Annotated in this window: 22 protein-coding genes; 14 read left to right on the top strand and 8 right to left on the bottom strand. The window is 68.3% G+C overall.

Annotated features, from left to right (window positions below; translation table 11 throughout):
- The first annotated feature begins 103 nt into the window (after positions 1-103).
- From ylqF to AC1RRP_RS01680, 3 genes are read left to right on the top strand one after another with little or no spacing between them, the layout of a single operon-like run.
- Positions 104-1093, top strand: coding sequence for a ribosome biogenesis GTPase YlqF (gene ylqF / locus AC1RRP_RS01690; RefSeq protein WP_493032612.1), 990 nt, complete (start codon positions 104-106; stop codon positions 1091-1093).
- On the top strand, positions 1090-2001 hold the full coding sequence (locus tag AC1RRP_RS01685; protein ID WP_493032610.1) for a DHH family phosphoesterase: 912 nt from the start codon (positions 1090-1092) through the stop codon (positions 1999-2001). The genes ylqF and AC1RRP_RS01685 overlap by 4 nt, the downstream gene beginning before the upstream one ends.
- A 57-nt stretch (positions 2002-2058) precedes the next feature.
- Positions 2059-2262, top strand: coding sequence for a putative motility protein (locus AC1RRP_RS01680; RefSeq protein WP_493032608.1), 204 nt, complete (start codon positions 2059-2061; stop codon positions 2260-2262).
- An 8-nt stretch (positions 2263-2270) separates the two neighbouring features.
- On the opposite strand, the gene AC1RRP_RS01675 is transcribed toward AC1RRP_RS01680, so the two are convergent.
- Complete coding sequence (locus AC1RRP_RS01675; protein ID WP_493032606.1) at positions 2271-2564, bottom strand: 2Fe-2S iron-sulfur cluster-binding protein; 294 nt, start codon at positions 2562-2564, stop codon at positions 2271-2273.
- 162 nt (positions 2565-2726) lie between these two features.
- On the opposite strand from AC1RRP_RS01675, the gene AC1RRP_RS01670 reads away from it, so the two are divergent.
- A complete protein-coding gene (locus AC1RRP_RS01670; protein WP_493032604.1) occupies positions 2727-3236 on the top strand; it encodes an NAD(P)H-dependent oxidoreductase in 510 nt (169 codons plus the stop codon).
- Positions 3233-3532: an NAD(P)H-dependent oxidoreductase gene (locus AC1RRP_RS01665; RefSeq protein ID WP_493032602.1), complete on the top strand. Its 300-nt coding sequence runs from the start codon at positions 3233-3235 to the stop codon at positions 3530-3532. Before AC1RRP_RS01670 ends, AC1RRP_RS01665 begins: the two co-directional genes overlap by 4 nt.
- A 10-nt stretch (positions 3533-3542) precedes the next feature.
- Here the strand turns inward: AC1RRP_RS01665 and AC1RRP_RS01660 are convergent, their stop codons facing one another.
- A complete protein-coding gene (locus AC1RRP_RS01660) occupies positions 3543-4436 on the bottom strand; it encodes a LysR family transcriptional regulator (RefSeq protein ID WP_493032600.1) in 894 nt (297 codons plus the stop codon).
- A 76-nt stretch (positions 4437-4512) separates the two neighbouring features.
- Between AC1RRP_RS01660 and AC1RRP_RS01655 the strand changes: the two genes are divergently transcribed.
- The 5 genes from AC1RRP_RS01655 (at position 4513) to AC1RRP_RS01635 (ending at position 8527) form a co-directional block, all read left to right on the top strand.
- Complete coding sequence (locus AC1RRP_RS01655) at positions 4513-5400, top strand: amidohydrolase family protein (RefSeq protein WP_493032598.1); 888 nt, start codon at positions 4513-4515, stop codon at positions 5398-5400.
- A gap of 4 nt (positions 5401-5404) precedes the next feature.
- Positions 5405-6226: an SDR family NAD(P)-dependent oxidoreductase gene (locus tag AC1RRP_RS01650; RefSeq protein ID WP_493032595.1), complete on the top strand. Its 822-nt coding sequence runs from the start codon at positions 5405-5407 to the stop codon at positions 6224-6226.
- Between the two features lie 189 nt (positions 6227-6415).
- Positions 6416-7390, top strand: a complete 975-nt coding sequence (locus tag AC1RRP_RS01645; protein ID WP_493032583.1) for a Bug family tripartite tricarboxylate transporter substrate binding protein — start codon at positions 6416-6418, stop codon at positions 7388-7390.
- A 13-nt stretch (positions 7391-7403) separates the two neighbouring features.
- On the top strand, positions 7404-7922 hold the full coding sequence (locus AC1RRP_RS01640; RefSeq protein WP_493032582.1) for a carboxymuconolactone decarboxylase family protein: 519 nt from the start codon (positions 7404-7406) through the stop codon (positions 7920-7922).
- 2 nt (positions 7923-7924) lie between these two features.
- Positions 7925-8527 carry a hypothetical protein gene (locus AC1RRP_RS01635; RefSeq protein ID WP_493032581.1) on the top strand — a complete coding sequence of 201 codons (603 nt, stop codon included), beginning with the start codon at positions 7925-7927 and terminating at the stop codon, positions 8525-8527.
- Positions 8528-8539: 12 nt separating this feature from the next.
- Here the strand turns inward: AC1RRP_RS01635 and AC1RRP_RS01630 are convergent, their stop codons facing one another.
- A complete protein-coding gene (locus AC1RRP_RS01630) occupies positions 8540-8977 on the bottom strand; it encodes a hypothetical protein (protein ID WP_493032580.1) in 438 nt (145 codons plus the stop codon).
- Between the two features lie 126 nt (positions 8978-9103).
- Between AC1RRP_RS01630 and AC1RRP_RS01625 the strand changes: the two genes are divergently transcribed.
- Positions 9104-10657, top strand: a complete 1554-nt coding sequence (locus AC1RRP_RS01625; protein ID WP_493032579.1) for an alkaline phosphatase D family protein — start codon at positions 9104-9106, stop codon at positions 10655-10657.
- A 16-nt stretch (positions 10658-10673) separates the two neighbouring features.
- On the opposite strand, the gene AC1RRP_RS01620 is transcribed toward AC1RRP_RS01625, so the two are convergent.
- Positions 10674-11381, bottom strand: coding sequence for a glycine zipper 2TM domain-containing protein (locus tag AC1RRP_RS01620; RefSeq protein WP_493032578.1), 708 nt, complete (start codon positions 11379-11381; stop codon positions 10674-10676).
- Positions 11382-11539: 158 nt separating this feature from the next.
- On the opposite strand from AC1RRP_RS01620, the gene AC1RRP_RS01615 reads away from it, so the two are divergent.
- Positions 11540-12358 (top strand): hypothetical protein, encoded by an 819-nt coding sequence (locus AC1RRP_RS01615; protein WP_493032577.1) that lies wholly within the window; start codon positions 11540-11542, stop codon positions 12356-12358.
- Positions 12359-12452: 94 nt separating this feature from the next.
- Positions 12453-13073, top strand: a complete 621-nt coding sequence (locus AC1RRP_RS01610) for a hypothetical protein (RefSeq protein WP_493032576.1) — start codon at positions 12453-12455, stop codon at positions 13071-13073.
- Positions 13074-13091: 18 nt separating this feature from the next.
- Here AC1RRP_RS01610 and AC1RRP_RS01605 read toward each other — a convergent pair whose 3' ends face one another.
- Positions 13092-14162 (bottom strand): ketopantoate reductase family protein, encoded by a 1071-nt coding sequence (locus AC1RRP_RS01605; RefSeq protein WP_493032575.1) that lies wholly within the window; start codon positions 14160-14162, stop codon positions 13092-13094.
- A gap of 70 nt (positions 14163-14232) precedes the next feature.
- Positions 14233-14373, bottom strand: a complete 141-nt coding sequence (locus tag AC1RRP_RS01600; RefSeq protein WP_174252829.1) for a hypothetical protein — start codon at positions 14371-14373, stop codon at positions 14233-14235.
- A 153-nt stretch (positions 14374-14526) separates the two neighbouring features.
- On the opposite strand from AC1RRP_RS01600, the gene AC1RRP_RS01595 reads away from it, so the two are divergent.
- A complete protein-coding gene (locus tag AC1RRP_RS01595) occupies positions 14527-15396 on the top strand; it encodes a DUF3014 domain-containing protein (RefSeq protein ID WP_493032574.1) in 870 nt (289 codons plus the stop codon).
- Positions 15397-15400: 4 nt separating this feature from the next.
- On the opposite strand, the gene AC1RRP_RS01590 is transcribed toward AC1RRP_RS01595, so the two are convergent.
- Positions 15401-16522: a DUF2855 family protein gene (locus AC1RRP_RS01590; RefSeq protein WP_493032573.1), complete on the bottom strand. Its 1122-nt coding sequence runs from the start codon at positions 16520-16522 to the stop codon at positions 15401-15403.
- Positions 16523-16599: 77 nt separating this feature from the next.
- On the bottom strand, positions 16600-17022 hold the full coding sequence (locus tag AC1RRP_RS01585) for a DUF6691 family protein (RefSeq protein WP_493032572.1): 423 nt from the start codon (positions 17020-17022) through the stop codon (positions 16600-16602).
- Positions 17023-17059: the final 37 nt, after the last annotated feature.

Genomic DNA, 17059 nt, shown 5'->3' with positions numbered 1-17059 from the left:
CCGCCGGGGCGAGACCCGGCCTGCCACGAAAGCAGTTCCCAATCCAGAAAACGAGCCGTCTCGGCGACAATCTCTACTGCCCAAAACACAGAACACGAAATCCATGGCCGTCCAGTGGTTCCCAGGTCATATGCACCTGACCAAGAAGACCATCGAGGAGCGCATCAAGCACATTGATGTGGTCATCGAGATGGTCGACGCACGCCTGCCGGGCTCCAGCGCCAACCCCATGCTGGCCTCGCTGACTGCCAAGCGCCCCAGCCTCAAGGTTCTGAACAAGCAGGACCTGGCCGACCCGGGTTGTACCGCGCTCTGGCTGGCGCATTACAACGGCCGCGAGGGCACGCGCGCCATTGCCCTGGACACCACCGATGGCAACGCCGCCAAGCGGCTGATCGCGCCGTGCCGCGAACTGGCGCCCACACGCGGCACCAGCATGGCGCGCCCGCTGCGCGTCATGATCTGCGGCATCCCCAACGTAGGCAAGTCCACGCTGATCAACCGCCTCGTGGGCAAGAGCGCTGCCAAGGCGGCTGACGAAGCCGGTGTGACGCGCAACGAGCAGCGCATCGTGCTCGAAGACGGCTTCTACCTGTTCGATACCCCCGGCATGCTGTGGCCGCGCATCATCGTCGCGCAAAGCGGCTACAACCTGGCCGCCAGCGGAGCCGTGGGCCGCAACGCCTTCGACGACCAGGAGGTGGCGCTCGAATTGCTGGACTACCTCAAGCCCCACTACGCGGCCGAGCTGGCCGCGCGGTACGCGCTCAAGGACGTCGCGGCCCAGGAGAGCGACGCCTTGCTCGAGGCCATCGGCCGCAACCGCGGTGCGCTGCAGGCTGGCAACAAGGTCAACCTGCAGAAGGCGGCCGAACTGCTGATCCACGACTTCCGCGTCGGCGCGCTGGGCCGCATCTCGCTGGAGACGCCGCAGGAATACGCGCGCTGGCTGGCCGAAGGCAAACAGCTCGATGCCGAGCGCCAGCTGCGCAAGGAAGCGCTCCAGAGTGCCGGCCATATCCGTACCCAACCCGCCGTCAAGAAATCTGCGCCTCCCCAGGCCGCCGCCCGTCCCAGGAAACCCGCCCGATGAAAACCCTGCTGCCCCAGCAACTGCTGGTCCACCCCGACCGCCACGATCCCTCGCCGCTGGTCCTCTACCACGCACGCTGTGCCGACGGCTTCGGTGCTGCGCTGGCGGCCTGGCTGTATTACGAAGGCCAGGCCGAGTTCCGTCCCTGCGACCATGGTGATGTGAAGACCGTGGACGACCTGCCGCCGCTCGAGGGCCGCGCGGTCTACATCCTGGACTTCTCCTTTGCGCCCGAGATCATGTCGGCCATCGAGCAGCGCGCCGCCAAGCTCGTCCTGCTGGACCACCACAAGAGCGCCGCCGAAAAGCTCACGGGCTTTGCCTGCCGCTGTGGCGTCGTGCATTTCGACATGAGCAAGTCCGGGGCGCGCCTGGCCTGGGAGTTCTTCCAGTCGGACCGCGCGCTGCCCGCCCTGGTGCGTTACATCGAAGACCGCGACATCTGGGCCTGGAAATTCCCCGAGAGCGCGGGTTTCCTCGCCGCGCTCGACATGGAGACCATGGACTTCGAACGCTGGGCGCAGATCGCGTCCTATGACGAAGACGAACTGGCGAACTTCATGCTGCGCGGCCAGGCCATGGACGAGAAGTTCCGCAAGCTCTGCGAGGACATCGCCGCCGGCGCCGAGCCCGTGGTCTTCAACGGCCAGGCTGGCCTCATGGTCAATGCGCCCGGCATGTTCCACAGCCTGGTGGGCGAGATGCTTTCGAAGAAGAGCGGCACTTTTGCCCTGATGTGGAGCGCCAGCAAGGGCGGGCTCATCAAGGCCGGCCTGCGTTCGCAGCGCAGCTTCGACTGCATTCCCCTGGCCGAGAGCATGGGCGGCGGCGGCCATGCCCAGGCCTGCGGTTTCCGCATGGGGGTCGAGCGCCTGCCCGAATTGCTGCGCGGCACGCTGAACGCCTGAGCCTCAAGTTATGGACCGGTCTGCCGATAAAGGGTGTGGAACCACCCGATATCGAGCATGGACGGCATCAGCAACCAGATCATCGCCATCGCCGGCCAGTTGCAGTCGGCGCGGCTCGCGCAGAACGTGCAGGTGTACGTCTTGCGCCAGGCCATGGACATGCAGCAGAGCAGCCTGCAGATCCTGCTGCAGCCTGCTACCGGTCCGCAGCCCCTGGCCACCTCGGGCAGCCTGGGCACGCGGCTCAACGTGCTGGCTTAAAGCCGGTTTCAGTAGCCCTCTTTGAGCACCACGTCCGAGCAGGGGTGGGCCACGCAGGGCAGCACATACCCTTCTTCCTTCTCTTCCGCCGTCAGGCCTGGCCAGTCCATCTCGTAGCGCACCGTGCCGCCGACGAGCTGGCCGATGCAGGTGCGGCAGGTGCCGTTGCGGCAGGAGCTGGGCCAGTCCACACCGCCACCTTCCATGGAGAGCAGCAGCGGCCGGTCGGCCCAGGCGTCGAAGGTCTGGTCGAAGGCCTCGGTGCGGCCGGTGTAGAAGAGGGGGGTGTCGTTCGGGTTCATGGTGCGTGGAGAATGCGCTTTCATTTTAGGCAAGACCCGATAGGCCCGTTGCGGCACGGGGCAAGTTCTGTTTGCTATGAAAAACAGAGCATTTTCGCCAGATCATGGAAGCTTGTAGGCTGTCGTGCCAGCATCACGGGTCCGCACCGCAGGAGCTTATCCATGGACAGCCGCCGCATCCTCATCCTCCAGGGCCACCCCGACGCGTCGGCGCTGCACCTCTGCCACGCCCTGGCCGCAGCCTATGCCGAGGGCGCACGCAGCGCCGGCCACGAGGTGCACTTCGTCGAGATCGCGACGCTCGACTTTCCCCTGCTGCGTAGCCAGCAGGAGTGGGAACACACGGCGCTGCCCGCCGGCCTGCAGTCCGCGCAGGACGAGATCGCCTGGGCCCAGCACCTCGTCATCCTCTTCCCGCTCTGGCTGGGCGACATGCCGGCCCTGCGAGGGGCTCCCTGTCGGGTTTGCAGCGCGCGCGGCGTGGCCTTGCGGCTCGCCCGCAAAACCACGCCCCTTCGGGTTCGAGCCAAAACGGGCCCTTTGCCCACCAAACCCCTTGCGTGTGCTACAGCACACGCTGCGTGGTGTTGGCGGTCAAATCATCCCGTTTTGGACTCGAACGCGCATGCTGCAAACCCGACAGGGAGCCCCCGGGCTTTCTGGAGCAGGTGACCCGCCCGGGTTTTGCCTTCAAGGGTGATGCGGCCGAGCGCAGCAGCAACCCCTTCATGTTCAAGGGCCTCAAGGGGCGCAGCGCGCGCATCGTCGTCACCATGGGCATGCCGGCCCTGGTCTATCGCTGGTATTTCCGGGCCCGCGGTGTGGGCCTGCTCAAGCGCAACATCCTGGGTTTCGTCGGCATCTCGCCGGTGCGCGATACGCTGGTCGGCATGGTGGACAGGCTGGGTGAGGCTGGCGTGCGCAAGTGGCAGGACAAGTTGCGTGCGCTGGGTGCGCGGGCCGTCTGAGGCATCCGGATCAGGCGGGCGCGCCGAAGTGCTCTGCCACCAGTTCGCGCAGCGTCTTGGCGACGTGGCGGCTCAGGCGCGTGGCCGGGCGGGCGGTTGGCACGGCCAGCACCAGCTGGTTGCGCATGGCCGGCGTATGGATGGCCGCCACGTTCAGGGCCTGCGGGTAGTTCCAGGCGCGCAGGGCGCCCTGCGGCAGCACCGTGTCGGCCACGCCGCGTGCCACCAGGCTCAGCACCGTCTGCACCGAATCGACCTCGGCCACCAGCTGCAGCGGCAGGCCGCGCGGGCGGGTGTGCTGTTCCAGCAGCTGGCGCAGGGCATTGGGTCCGCTGGGCATGACCAGCGGGCGCTGTGCCACCTCGGCCAGGCGCATGCGCTTGGGCAGGGGCTGCACGCTGATCAGCACCAGCGGTTCGCGCAGCAGCGTCTCCTGCTGCATCTGGGGCGAGGCGGGCGGATCGAACATCAGCGCCACGTCGATGCGCCCGGCCACCAGCCATTCGCGCAGCCGGATGCTCAGCCCCTCCACCACCGTCATCGTGGCTTCGGGAAACCGGGCGTGGAAGCGCTCGACCAGGTCGGCCGTCAGCACGTGGGCCAGGCGCGGCGGCAGGCCCACGGTCACGCGGCCGCGCGGGCTGGCCTGGCGCTCACGCATGTCCGTGCGGGCCTGTTCGGCCAGATCGAAGATACCGCGCGCATGCGCCAGCAGGGCCGTGCCCGATTCGGTGGCCTGCACGCCGCGACCGGTGCGCTCGAACACGCGCTGCCCCAGTTCCTCCTCCAGCAGCAGCACCTGGCGGCTCAGCGCGGGCTGCGACATGTGCAGGGCGGCGGCGGCGCGGCTGAAGCTGCCGGCCTCGGACACGGCTACGAAGTACTCCAGGCGGGCCAGGTTCATGCCATGCATTCTACGGATAGCTGGTATTGATTCATGGTTGATTCGAGGGTGACCAGCCCGCACCACAATCAGCGACATGCCCGATCGCCAGATGCCCGTCCAGACCTACCAGACCCCGCCCACCCGGCCCACCCTGCAACTGCCGACCGGCGCCTGCGATGCCCATGTGCACGTGTTCGGCCCGGCCGCGCGCTTTCCCTACGCGCCGGGCCGCAACTTCACGCCGGTGGATGCGCCCAAGGAAACGCTGTTTGCCCTGCACCGGCAACTGGGCATCAGCCGCTGCGTGATCGTGCAGTCGGCTGTGCACGGCTTCGACAACCGCGCGGTCGAAGACGCGATCCGGGCCGGGCAGGGGGCCTACCTGGGCGTCGCCCTGGTGCCCGCCAACGTGGCCGACAGCGAACTGCAGCGTCTGGCCGCCGCGGGTTTTCGCGGCGTGCGTTTCAACTTCATGAAACACCTGAGTGCTGCGGCCAGCGTGGACGAGGTCGTGGCGCTCACCCCCCGCCTCAAGGCCGCCAACCTGCACCTGCAGGTGCACTTCGAGAGCAGCCTGGTGCACGCCCTGGGGCCGGTGCTGGCGCGCAGTGCCGTGCCCGTGGTGATCGACCACATGGGCCGCGTGGACGCCGCACTGGGCGCCACGCACGCCGATTTCGCGGCCCTGCATGCGCTGCTGGCGAACCCGCTGTTCCATGTGAAGCTCAGCGGCATCGACCGTATCAATGCCCAGCCTGCCGCCGCGCCGGCCTATGCGCAGGGCGTGGCCCTGGCGCGTTTGCTGCTGGAAAGTTATCCCGAGCGCTGCCTCTGGGGCACGGACTGGCCACACCCCAACCACACCCACGTGCCCGACGACGGCGCGCTGGTCGATGCGCTCGCACGCATCGCCCCGGACCCCGCGCAACGCGAGCTGCTGCTCGTGCGCAACCCCCAGAATTTCTATCGCTTCGGGCACTGACTCCATGAACAAGACTGCCACTTCTCCCATCGGCCGCCTCGCCGGCAAGGTTGCCTTCGTCACCGGCGCAGGCTCGGTCGGCCCCGGCTGGGGCAACGGCCGCGCCATCGCCGTGCGTTTTGCCGAAGAGGGCGCCAGCGTCTTCGGCCTGGACCGCGACCTGGAGCGCATGGCCGAGACCGAGCGCCTGGTCAGCGCCGCGGGCGGGCGTTTCATCGGCATCCCTTGCGACGTCACGCACGGTGAGGCCATCGCGGATGCCGTGGCACGTTGCATGAGCGCGTTCGGCCGCATCGACGTGCTGGTCAACAACGTGGGCGGCTCGGCCAAGGGCGGCCCGGTGGAGATGGGCGAAGAGGTCTGGGACGCGCAGATCGACCACAACCTCAAGAGCGTGTTCCTGAGTTGCAAGCACGTGCTGCCGCACATGCTGGCGCAGGGCGGCGGCAACATCGTCAACATCTCGTCCACCTCGGGCCTGCGCTGGACGGGTGCCGCGCAGATCGCCTATGCGGCCACCAAGGCCGGGGTGATCCAGTTCTCGCGCGTGCTGGCCGTGCAGTACGCCAAGCAGGGCATCCGCGTGAACACCGTGGTGCCCGGGCAATTGCACACGCCCATGGTCGAGGTCCGGCTCGCGGGCCAGCGCGCCGGCGGTGATGTCGAGGCGCTGCTGCAGCAGCGCCAGTCGCGCATCCCGCTGCCCTTCATGGGCGACGGTCGCGACACGGCCAACGCCGCGCTCTTCCTGGCCTGTGATGAATCGCGTTTCGTCACCGGCACCGAAATCGTGGTCGACGGCGGCATGTCCGTGCGCTGCGACTGAAGCATATGAAACACCCCCTGGGTCGCTTCGCGCCTTCCCCCTGGAGGGGGACGACGCCAGTGGCCTGGCGAAGCCAGTTCCACGGCGTCCGCTGGAACGGCCGGCTGTGCGGCCTGGGATGTCACGCTGCCCACGGAAATACTGCGACATGAACGCGTCATCACCATCCATGAAACGAGGAGACTCCCCATGAATTTCCATCGCTACCTGCGCCGTGCCGGCCTGCTCTGCGCCATGCTGCTGCTGACGGGGGCTGCACTGGCCCAGCCGGCCAAGGTCACCCGCCTCATCGTGGCCTTCCCGCCCGGCGGCCCGGTGGATTTCGTGGCGCGCACCCTCGGTGAGCAGCTGGGCAAGGAGCTGGGCCACCAGGTCATCATCGAGAACAAGGCCGGCGCCAACGGGGCTATCGCAGCCGAATACGTGGCGCGTTCGGCTCCCGACGCCCAGACCCTGTGGCTGACCAGCGTGGGCGCGGTGGCCATCAACCCCGCGCTCTACGGCAAGCTCTCCTACGACCCGCAGCGCGACCTGAGTCCGGTGTCCGGGGTGGTCAACAACGTCGAGGTGCTGGTGGTCGGGGCCAATGCGCCCTACAACAGCGGTGCCGAATTCGTTGCCGCCAGCCGCCAGAACCCGAGCCAGCCGCTGACCATGGCGTCGTCCGGTACCGGCAGCGTGCCGCACCTGGCCATGGAACTGCTCAACGATGCCGCGAAGATCAATCTGCAACACATCCCCTACAAGGGTGCCGCACCGGCCATCACCGATGTGATCGCCGGCCACGTCAACGGTTTCTTCGGTGACATCCCCGGCCTCATCTCGCACATCAAGTCAGGCCGCCTCAAGGCCATCGGCCTGGCCGCGACACGGCGCCATCCGCTGCTGCCCGAGGTCAAGACCTTCGAGGAGATGGGTGTGCCCGGTGTGGACTCCGACAACTGGTACGCTCTGTTCGCCGCCAAGGGCACCCCCGCGGCCGAGATCGATCGCGTGAACCAGGCGGTGCGGCGCACACTGGGCAACGAGGCCGTGAAAGCCAGGCTGCAGGCCTCCGGCGCTGAAGTCGCGCCGTCCACACCGGCCGCACTGGCCGCGCTGCTGAAGAACGACACGGCCAAGTGGACCCGCGTGGTCAAGGCCAAGAACATCCAACCCGACTGAGATCCCACACCCCATGCGCATCACCCCCGTCACGCCCGGCACCCGGCCCGAACTCGCCGACCAGGAGGCGCAGATCCAGGCCGAGCGCGGCCGCATCTCGCCGCTGTACCAGGTGCTGCTCAACAGCCCGCCCATCGCCCACGGCTGGGAGCAGATGCTCTCGGCCGTGCGCAACCGCAACAGCATCCCGGCCGGCCTGCGCGAGATGGTCATCCTGCGCGTGGCCGTGCTCAACCGCGCACCCTACGAGTTCGACGCCCATGTGCCGCACGCGCTGAAAGCCGGTGTCTCGCAGGTCGTCATCGACGGCCTGCGCGCCGTGCCGCTGGCGGCCGGGCTGCCCCTGTCGCCGGCCGAGCGTGTGGCCCTGCGCCTGACCGATGCCATGACACGCGACGTCGATGTCCCCGAGGCGCTGTACGACGAGGTCAGACAGCACTTCGACGCCCAGGGCCAGATCGACCTGGTGGCGACCGCGGCGGCCTACAACATGGTGTCGCGTTTCCTGGTGGCACTGCAGATCGGGCACTGAGCGTGGAGCAGCCTACCGACTTTCTGCTGCTGCAGTTCGGCGTGGATCTGGCGGCGGTGCCGGAACTGGGGCCGGCCGTGGCGCGCCTGTGCGCCGACAGCCGGGTGCCACTGCAACTGCACCGCTTGGCCGGTACGCCGTCGGGTGAGTTCTATCTCTACCTGCGCGCGCCGGCTGGCAGCCGGCTGCCCGCGCAGGCATTGCCGCCGCTGACCGCACTGCTGCAACGCCATGTCGCGGCGGCGCGCGATGTCCGCGCCTCGCGGCTGCAACTGGTCTTCGAGGCGCCGGGCCATTCGTCCGCGCAGGTGCCGAGCTGCCACTACGTGGTCGAGACGGATCCTGAAGAGGGCTGGATGGACGAGATCGCGCGCTGGTACGACACCGAGCACATGCCGGGCCTGGCGGCGGTGCCCGGTTGCATCCTGGCGCTGCGCTGTCTGAATCACGACCATGGCCCGGTCTCGCTGGCCTGCTACGACCTGGTGAGCGACGAGGTGCTGGGCTCACCACCCTGGCTGGCCGTGCGCCACACCGCCTGGAGCAACATCGCGCGTCCGCACTTCACCAACACCAGGCGCACCATGTTCCGTGCGCTGGGCTGATCGGGGTCGTTCCTAGCGCGCCCGGCGCAGGCAGTCCGCGCGGGCATCCAGGATGCGGTCCTCCGCCTCATGGTAGGCGCGTTGTTGCTCCATGGTCGGCCGGCCCTGTGCCTGCATGCTGGCCCTGGCCTGATCAATCTCCCGGTTCGCCATGTCCGTGCAATGCTGTGCGCGGGCTGCGGCGGCCTGTGCGGTCGGGCTGCCGGGTTGGGGCCGACCGGCTTCCTCGCAGGCCCGGGCCTTGGCCGCTGCGGCTTCCAGCGCGGCATGGATGGGCGCCATGAACTGCTGCTGCGTGCGCGTGTCGCTGCCTGGCGCCGGGGCGCGGGCCATGGCCTCGCGCTGGATGCGGGCTGATTCGGCCTCGAACTCGGCCAGGCAGCGCGGGTTCCCGGCCTGGGCCGTGGTGGCCAGCAGCAGGCTGCAGATGAGGGCAAGGGCGTACTTCATCGCGGATCACTCCCATGAAGGTGTTGGGTGAGGCATTGTGCGGTATGGCGACACCTCCCACGTTCAGGGGATGACGGCGCAGGCGCTAGCGGCTAAAGTCGCGCGATCATTCAAGAGGGAGGCTTCATGAAACGACTCGGCCCGGTCCTGCAATTCCTCGGCTGCGAACAGGAGCAGTGGCGCATCAGCGCCCTGTGGGTGCAGGACAGCGCCGACCCTGCGCCCGTCCTCACGGCCGGCGGCCGCCCCGTGCAGGTGGCGCAGGCGACGGTACCCGGCAGCAGCTGCACGGCCTGGCGTTTCGAGTTCGCCGTCGCGCAGACGGCCGCGGCGCAGGACGTGGCCTACAGCATCGGCGGCGAGCAGCACGGCTTCGCCGTGCCGGCGCGCGCCACCATGCCCTCGATGGCTTACGCCTCGTGCAACGGCTTTTCCGATCCGACCCTGATGAAGAAGGTCAAGGAGCCCAACGCGCTGTGGGCGCGCCTGGGCCGGCTGCACGCGGGCACGGACCGTGTCGATAACCAGGCCTATGGGCCCCTGCACCTGCTGCTGCTCGGCGGCGACCAGGTCTACAGCGACGCCATGTGGGCGGTGATCCCCGAACTCAAGGCCTGGTGCGCGCTGCCGCGCGACAGGCGCTTCAAGGCGCCCTTCACCGCCACCCTGCGCCGCAAGGTCGAGGCTCATTTCAGCAGCATCTACCTGGACCGCTGGTCCCAGCCCGAAGTGGCGACCATGCTGGCCCGCCTGCCCACCGTGATGATGTGGGACGACCACGACATCATGGACGGCTGGGGCTCCTACCCGGTCGAGCAGCACCAGTGCCCCGTCTACCAGGGCATCTTCGAGGTGGCGCGCAATGCCTTTGCGCTGTTCCAGCGGCAGGCCATGGGCGCGCTGCCGCCAGCCACGCTGCCGGGGCAGGACCAGCACAACAGCGCCTGGCGCATCGGCGAGCTCGGCCTGCTGGTGCTCGACATGCGCAGCGAGCGCCGCCCGCGCTCGGGCGACGCGCAGGCCACGGGTGGCGTGCTGCAAGCCGAGCAGGTGCTCAGCCCGAAGAGCTGGGCCGCCGTCTACCAGTGGCTGGCGGCCCAGGAGGCCGCGGGGGGTCTGAAGCACCTCTTCGTCATGAGCAGCATCCCCGTGGTGCACCCGGGCCTTGATCTGATCGAGAAGGTGCTGGGCGTGCTGCCGGGCCAGCAGGAGATGGAGGACGACCTGCGTGACCACTGGGCCAGCACGCCACACAAGGCCGAGCGCCTGCGCCTCATCCACCGCCTGCTGCAGGTGGCGGCCCGGGGCGTGCGCGTCACCATCCTCTCAGGGGATGTGCATGTGGCCGCGCTGGGGGTGATCGAGTCCACGCGCGAGGGCGGCAAGGCCTGTGTCATCAACCAGCTCACCAGCAGCGGCATCGTGCACCCGACCTCTTCGGCGACGGAGGTGTTCGTGCTGGAGCACGTGGCCCGGCACGAGGAACACATCGACCGCGGTATCACCACCCGCATGCTGGAGTTTCCCGCCACGGGCCGCTGCATCAAGGCCAGCCGCAACTTCCTCACCCTGCAGCCGGATGCTGCGGGGGGTGAAAACCGTTACTGGGCCAACTGGTGGGTCGAAGGCGAATCCCACCCCTATACCAAGGTGGTCCACCCCACCACCGCACCGGCCTAGGACCGCGCGGCGAGACTCAACGCCGGCCTATGTTCCCGGGGTTGTGGCCATGACCGTGGCCATGGTGGCGAGGGGCGCCGTGCCGCGGGTAGCCGCCGCCGAAGTACAGTTGCACCCCCGCCGACGGGTAACGGTAGTACGGGTAGGGATAGGCATAGGCATAGGGATAAGGGCGCACATAGTAGACCGGTGGTGTGACGACCACGGGCGGCGCATACACCGGCGCGGCCACGATGGGTTCGGGCGGCGGCGCGCCGGGTTCGCCCAGGTCCGCCGGCGACACGCGCAGCGCGATGGTCTGGCCCGGGTCGTAGGGCAGCTGCACCGTGTATTCCTTGTCGGCGTAGATGTAGATCACGCGGTAGCCCACCGTGCGGTTTTCGTAGAAAGTCTGCACGCTGCAGCGCTGCACCTCGTGCAGTTCGGTGGGGGGAGAGCCTTCGATGCGGTCGCCGATCACCGCGCCACCGATGGCGCCCAGTACCGTGGCCGCGCCCGAGCCTTGCCCGGCCGCGTTGCCGACGATGCCGCCAGCGACCGCGCCGATGGCCGCGCCCGCGCCGCTGCGGGGTGGCTGCACCGCAAGCTGCTCGGTGCCGCACACCCGGCGCGGCACCGGCACCTGCTGCACCACCGGGGTGGAAGACAGCACCAGGCCCTGTTCCTGCGCGGCGCACAGGCCGGCGGCGAGCAGGGCGCCGGCCAGAACCAGCGTTCTTTTCATGGTCTTGCTCCTCGTCATGCCCTGTCTAACGCGGCCGGCCGGCACCCGGCCGACGGCTTGGCCCGTCTTTTACCTGTCGCCTGTGTAAAGACGGCCCGGGTGCGGCGACGGTGTAGAGTTTGCTTGTCCCGGTCCCACCACAACAACGAGGAGACATCATGATCCGTACACATGCCGCCCGGCTTCGGGCTTTCCTGGCCTTCGCCTGCCTGTCCCTGGCCGCCTTGTCGGCCGGCGCGCAGACCAAACCCCGCGTGCTCGACGCGGGCGTCGTCAACCCGGCCTCGGCCATCTACATCGGCAACAGCTTCTTCTATTACAACAACAGCCTGCATGGCCATGTGGGCCAGCTCATCGCGCAGGGCATGCCGGGTCACCGCCACCGCGCCAGCTCGGTCACCATCAGCGGCTCGGGCTTCGACTGGCACGACGTCGACTCCTACTTCCGCCCCAACGCCATCGGCGGTTATTCCTTCGGTCCGAACAACGTGGTGAGCTTCAACAAGCTCGACAAGCTGTTCGACGTGGCCATCATGATGGACTGCAGCCAATGCCCGCTGCATCCGCAGCTCAAGACCGTGTTCAAGGACTATGCGAAGAAGCACAGCGACACCGTGCGCAAGCACGGCGCCAAGCCCGTGTTCTTCATGTCCTGGGCCTACCAGGACGCGCCCGAGATGACGGCCCAGCTGGCCGAGGCCTACACCCAGGCCGCCAACGAGAACGACGTCTTCGTCATCCCCGCCGGCCTGGCCTTTGCGCGTTCCATCGCACAAAAGCCGGACCTGAACCTCTACGTCGCCGACAAGCGCCACCCCAGCCTGGCCGGCACCTACCTGGCGGCCTGCACGGTGTATGCGTCGCTGTTCAAGAAGTCACCCGTGGGCCTGGCCTACAACGCCGGCCTGAGCCCGGAAGTGGCGCGCCACCTGCAGACCGTGGCCTGGGAGACCGTGCAGGCCTATTACCAGCCCTGAGACGGGCCGCCCCGGCCCAAGCGCGGACCGGCCGTCCTGCAAGCACGCGGGCGCGAAGCCGTCTAGACTGTGCCCAGCCATCTAGGAGGTCCCCATGTCCGTGTCCCCACGCCGCGTGCTTCCCGTCCTGGTCGGCATCATCATCGGCCTGCTGGGCACCTTCAGCGTGGCGCAGACGGCGCCTGCCGCAGTAAGGCTGCGCGGTACCGTGGTGAGCGTGGCGGAGGCGTCCCTCGTGCTCAAGACGCGCGAGGGCGAAGTGTTCGAACTGCAGCTCAGCGACAAGTTGCTTGTCAACGAGGTCTATCCCATCACCCTGGCCGATGTGCAGCCCGGCAGTTTCATCGGCACGGCGGCGCTGCCGCAGGCCGACGGCAGCCTGCGCGCGATCGCCGTCACCGTTTTCCCCGATGCGGCCCGCGGCACGGGCGAAGGCCACCGTCCCTTCGACCTGCAGCCCCAGAGCACCATGACCAATGCCACCGTGGCCGAAGTCTCGTCCCTGGGCACGGGGCGCCGGCTGCAGCTGAAGTACAAGGACGGTACGCAGACCATCGTCGTGCCGCCCGAGGCCCCCATCGTCACCTTCCGCCCCGGCGATCGCCGCCTGCTGGTGCCCGGCGCCAGTGTCTCGCTGACGGCGCAGGCCATCCAGGGCAAGCCCACGGCCCTGCGCATCAATGCCGGGCGCAACGGTTTCGTGTTGCCTTACTGAGGGCCGGCAGGCCGGCCCTTACTTCTTGGCCGCGCGGTTGCGTTCCAGCTGCACGTCCACCAGCGCCACCACCTCGTCCACGGCGGGATGGTGTTGGCCCTGCTGTGCGGCGACCGCCTGCACGAGGCGGTCCACGCGTTCGATGTTCGGCGCGCCGGCGTACAGGGCGCGCGCGGCTGACGAAGGGCTGGCCAGTCCCTGCGCGGCCGCGGCGTATTTCTCGAAAGGTACCAGGTCTTCGTCCTTCGCGCCGAGCGACTTGCACAAATCACCGACCCAGTTGTAGACCGCGCGCGAAGTGGCCAGGTCGCTGTGCACCGCTTCCTTGATGGGGCGCACGCCTTGCGGCGTCACGCAGCGGTAGTTCCCGGCCAGCAGCATGCTCCATTTGGCCAGCGGCACGAAGACCGAATCGTGCACCTTGAGCTTCACCGGCAGTTCGACCGGTTTGCCGTCCACCTCGAAGCGGATCGCCTCGATGTCGGCCTGCAGGCGGCGCAGCATGGCGGTGTGCGTGTCGGAGACGAAGCGCGCCGCCTTGAAATTGGTGGGCAGGCGCACCTGCAGCACGTTGACCTGTTCCTCCGGCGGGCGGAAGGCCTGCGGGTCGGGGCTGCACAGCGTCATGCTGGCGGGGTCGAAGCTGTCCCACACCGTGGGGTCGGTATAGGCGTTGCGGCAGGCTTCGGTGGTCACGCCGGGCAGGCGTGCCAGATAGGGCAGGGGCGGCATGTTCATGATGGACATGCATGGCACCTTCGACCTGGCCACGGCATCGAGCAGCTCGCGCACGCCGGGGCTGCGGTACTGCGGCTCCTGCATGGCCAGGCCCACCAGGTCGTAGTCGGCAGGTTTCACGTCGGCCGGGCCCGCAGCCAGGAGCTGTCCCGGGTAACGGCGCGAATCCAGTTCCACCAGGCCTTCGCGGCCCTTGATGGGCAGGCGCACGCGGATGCCTTCGCGGTTGATCAGCGCCACCTCGTTGGGCAGGCACACCAGGGTGACCTGGTGGCCGGCCATGACCAGCTTGATGCCCAGCAGAGAACCGTAGGACGCGCCGAGGATGAGGATCTTGCAGGGCTGGCTCATGATGTCTCCTGGTGGGCGTTACCCCTGTTGTCACTCGTCCGCTGCGCAAGCTGGCACCGGCTGGCTGGGTTTACTTGTTCTTGTCCTTGCCGCGCGGAATGACGGCGGTGACCGGCGGCATCGGGCGGTCGGAGGTCGATGTCTTGGGTGGCGAAGTGTCTTTCTTCGGTTTCTTTGCCATCTTGTTGCTGCGTTGTTCACCTTTGGCCATAAGTCCTCCATGGGTTGCGGTCCCGGAACGGCACCTGACCCGCATGGTAAGCCAGAAAACCGGCCGCATTACAAATCGACACGCACATCTCTTGGAGCGGCCATCACCTGGTGCTAGCATGACCGTCCCGCAACCCTGCATCGGCGTGCGTCCATGAACAGAAGCAGCAGAATCGCCCTGGCCTTCCTCGTCACCGCCGTGCTGGTCGGTCTCATCGCCTGGCTGTTCTGGCCGCAGCCGGTGCCGCCTGCGCCCAAGCCGGTGCCCGTGACCCAGCCCGTGAGCGGCGGCGCGGAGCTCACGGTCTCGCCCGTGCCCTCCAACGACCCCATCCGCCATCCTGTGCAGGCCATCGAGGCCACCGAGGCGCCCCCGCGGCCGCTGCCCGCCCTGGGCGAGTCCGACGCGCGCCTGCAGCAGGACCTCAACGCCCTGGTGGGCCGCAAGAACGTGCAGACCTTCGTGCTGCTGGAGAGCTTCGTGCGCCGCGCCGTGGCCACGGTGGACAACCTGGGGCGCGAACACGCCGCCCCCAGCATGTGGCCCGTGCACCCGACGGCCGGGCGTTTCGCCACGCTCAAGCAGGGCGAGGGTGAGGTCATCAACCCCGACAACGGGCAGCGCTACGTGCCCCTGGTGCAGTTCATCGAATCGGTGGACAGCCGCAAGGCCGTGCAGCTCTACGTCTCGCTCTACCCGCTGTTCCAGCAGGCCTATGTGGAACTCGGCTACCCCAAGGCTTATTTCAACGACCGCCTGGTCGCCGTCATCGACCAGCTGCTGAGCACCCCGGTGATCGAAGGTCCGCTGGCCGTGACCCTGGTGGACGTGAAGGGCCCCATCGCCTCCGAGCGCCCCTGGACCCGCTACGAGTTCTCCGACGAAAAGCTGCAGTCGCTCAGTGCCGGGCAGAAGATGCTGCTGCGCACCGGCCCGGTCAACCACCGCCGCCTCAAGGCCAAGCTGCTCGACCTCCGCAAGCTGCTGACCAAGGCCGCGCTGCCGGCCAGCGTCACCCCTTAGGGCCTCAGAGCGCCAGCATCTGCCCGACACGCGGATCGCTGCGCCCGGCCAGCAGTTGCTGGTAGGTCGCGCTCACGGCCTCGGCGCCGCGGTCGGTGTGGATCACGAGCCAGGGGTGCGCGGGGTTGTTCACCTTGCGCATCAAGGCCGACCAGGCCTCACCCAGGCGTTCTTCGAAACCCGCCGGCCCCCAGCCCTCGGGCGGCGGTGCGCTGCGTTTCTTGCCCTGGGCCGGGGCGAAGAACAGCTCGGGCCGTGGCCCGGGCAGGCCGCCGGCACCGCCCAGCGCTTCCCAGTGGCTGCCGCCCACCGAACAGCTGTATTTCAAGGCCGGGCCGAAATGGCCGTGGATCGTTCTGCGCAGGCCGGCATCGCCGGCGAAGTCGATGTAGACCGTGGGCAGGCCCGGGTCCAGGGTTGTCACATCCTCGTAGCGCGTCAGGGCGCCATAACAGCCCAGCCCGCGGGTGAAGTCCAGGTTCCCGGCCGAGGTGAGCCCGTGCACCGTCGGGCCACCGGCGCGACGTGCCAGGCAGAAGGCCGTGCCATAGGCGGTCTTGCTCGAAGCACTGGACAGCAGCAGCTGGCGCGCGCCAAAGAAGTCGTTCTCCGCCATGAAGTCGTCGATCAGGAAGGAGGTGGTGAACAGCGGGCGCAGCACCGCCTGCTGGCCTTCGCGTGCGGGGTCGTAGGCCGGGTCGGCAGCGCAGAACACCAGCTGGTTGTAGACCGCGGCCAGCTCGTGCCGGTGCACCGCGCCGTCCATGAAGCCGCGCCGGTTCACACGGGTCGCCTGCACCACCAGGTAGCGGCCCATGGGCAGGTAACCATAGACGCGCTGGCCGGTGGCCACCTCTGCGTTGCGCGACTCCACCACCTCGGCGAAACCCCAGACCGGGATGCAGCCCCAGCCCTCGGCACCGCTGGGAAAGAACTGCCAGTACTTCATCTTGTCGCCAAAAGCAGCGTAGGTGATGTTGTTGGCTGTCAGTGCAAAGGACAGGACCTGCAGGCGTACCTCGCCCTCTGCCAGGGGGCGTGCGGTGGGGGCGTCGGGGTCAGGCAGCAGGCGGGTGGCGTGCAGATCGGTGCGGCTGACGCAGAAACGGGTAGCGGTGGCATCCATGGCGGTTCCTTCCGAAGTTGGCCAGAGCATGCCTGCACCCGGCCCGCGCCGCTGTCACCCAGGTGATGTGCGCGGGGTCAGCCTCGCGCCCGCAGGCCCTGTACCAGTGCGCCCAGGGCGATGCCGCCCAGGGCCCACAGCAGGTCCCAGTTCCCCGTGCCCAGGCCGGCGATGGCAGGGCCAGGGCACACGCCACACAGGCCCCAGCCCACGCCGAACAGCGCCGCGCCGACAGCGGTGTCGCGGTTCCAGTTGCTGGGATGGGTGTGGAAGTAGCCGCCGAGCAAGGGGCGGTTGAGGAAGCGGGGCAGTACCTTGTAGGCCAGCAGGGTCACCAGCACGGCGCCGCCCATCACCAGCATCAGGCCCCAGTCTTCAAAACGCAGGAAGCTCAGCACCACTTCGGGCCTGACCATGGTGGCGTAGGAGAGGCCGAAGCCGAACAGGGCCCCGGCGGCCAGCGTGGCCAGCGCGCTCTTGACGTTGTGGTGTGTGCTCATTGGGCAATCTCCGTGCTGCGCACTGCGATACGAACTC

The sequence above is a fragment of the Hylemonella sp. GW821-FHT12C09 genome (genome assembly GCF_058807395.1).
The sequence above is the reverse complement of the archived record's forward strand: the minus strand, read 5'-3'. Positions and strand labels throughout refer to the sequence as shown.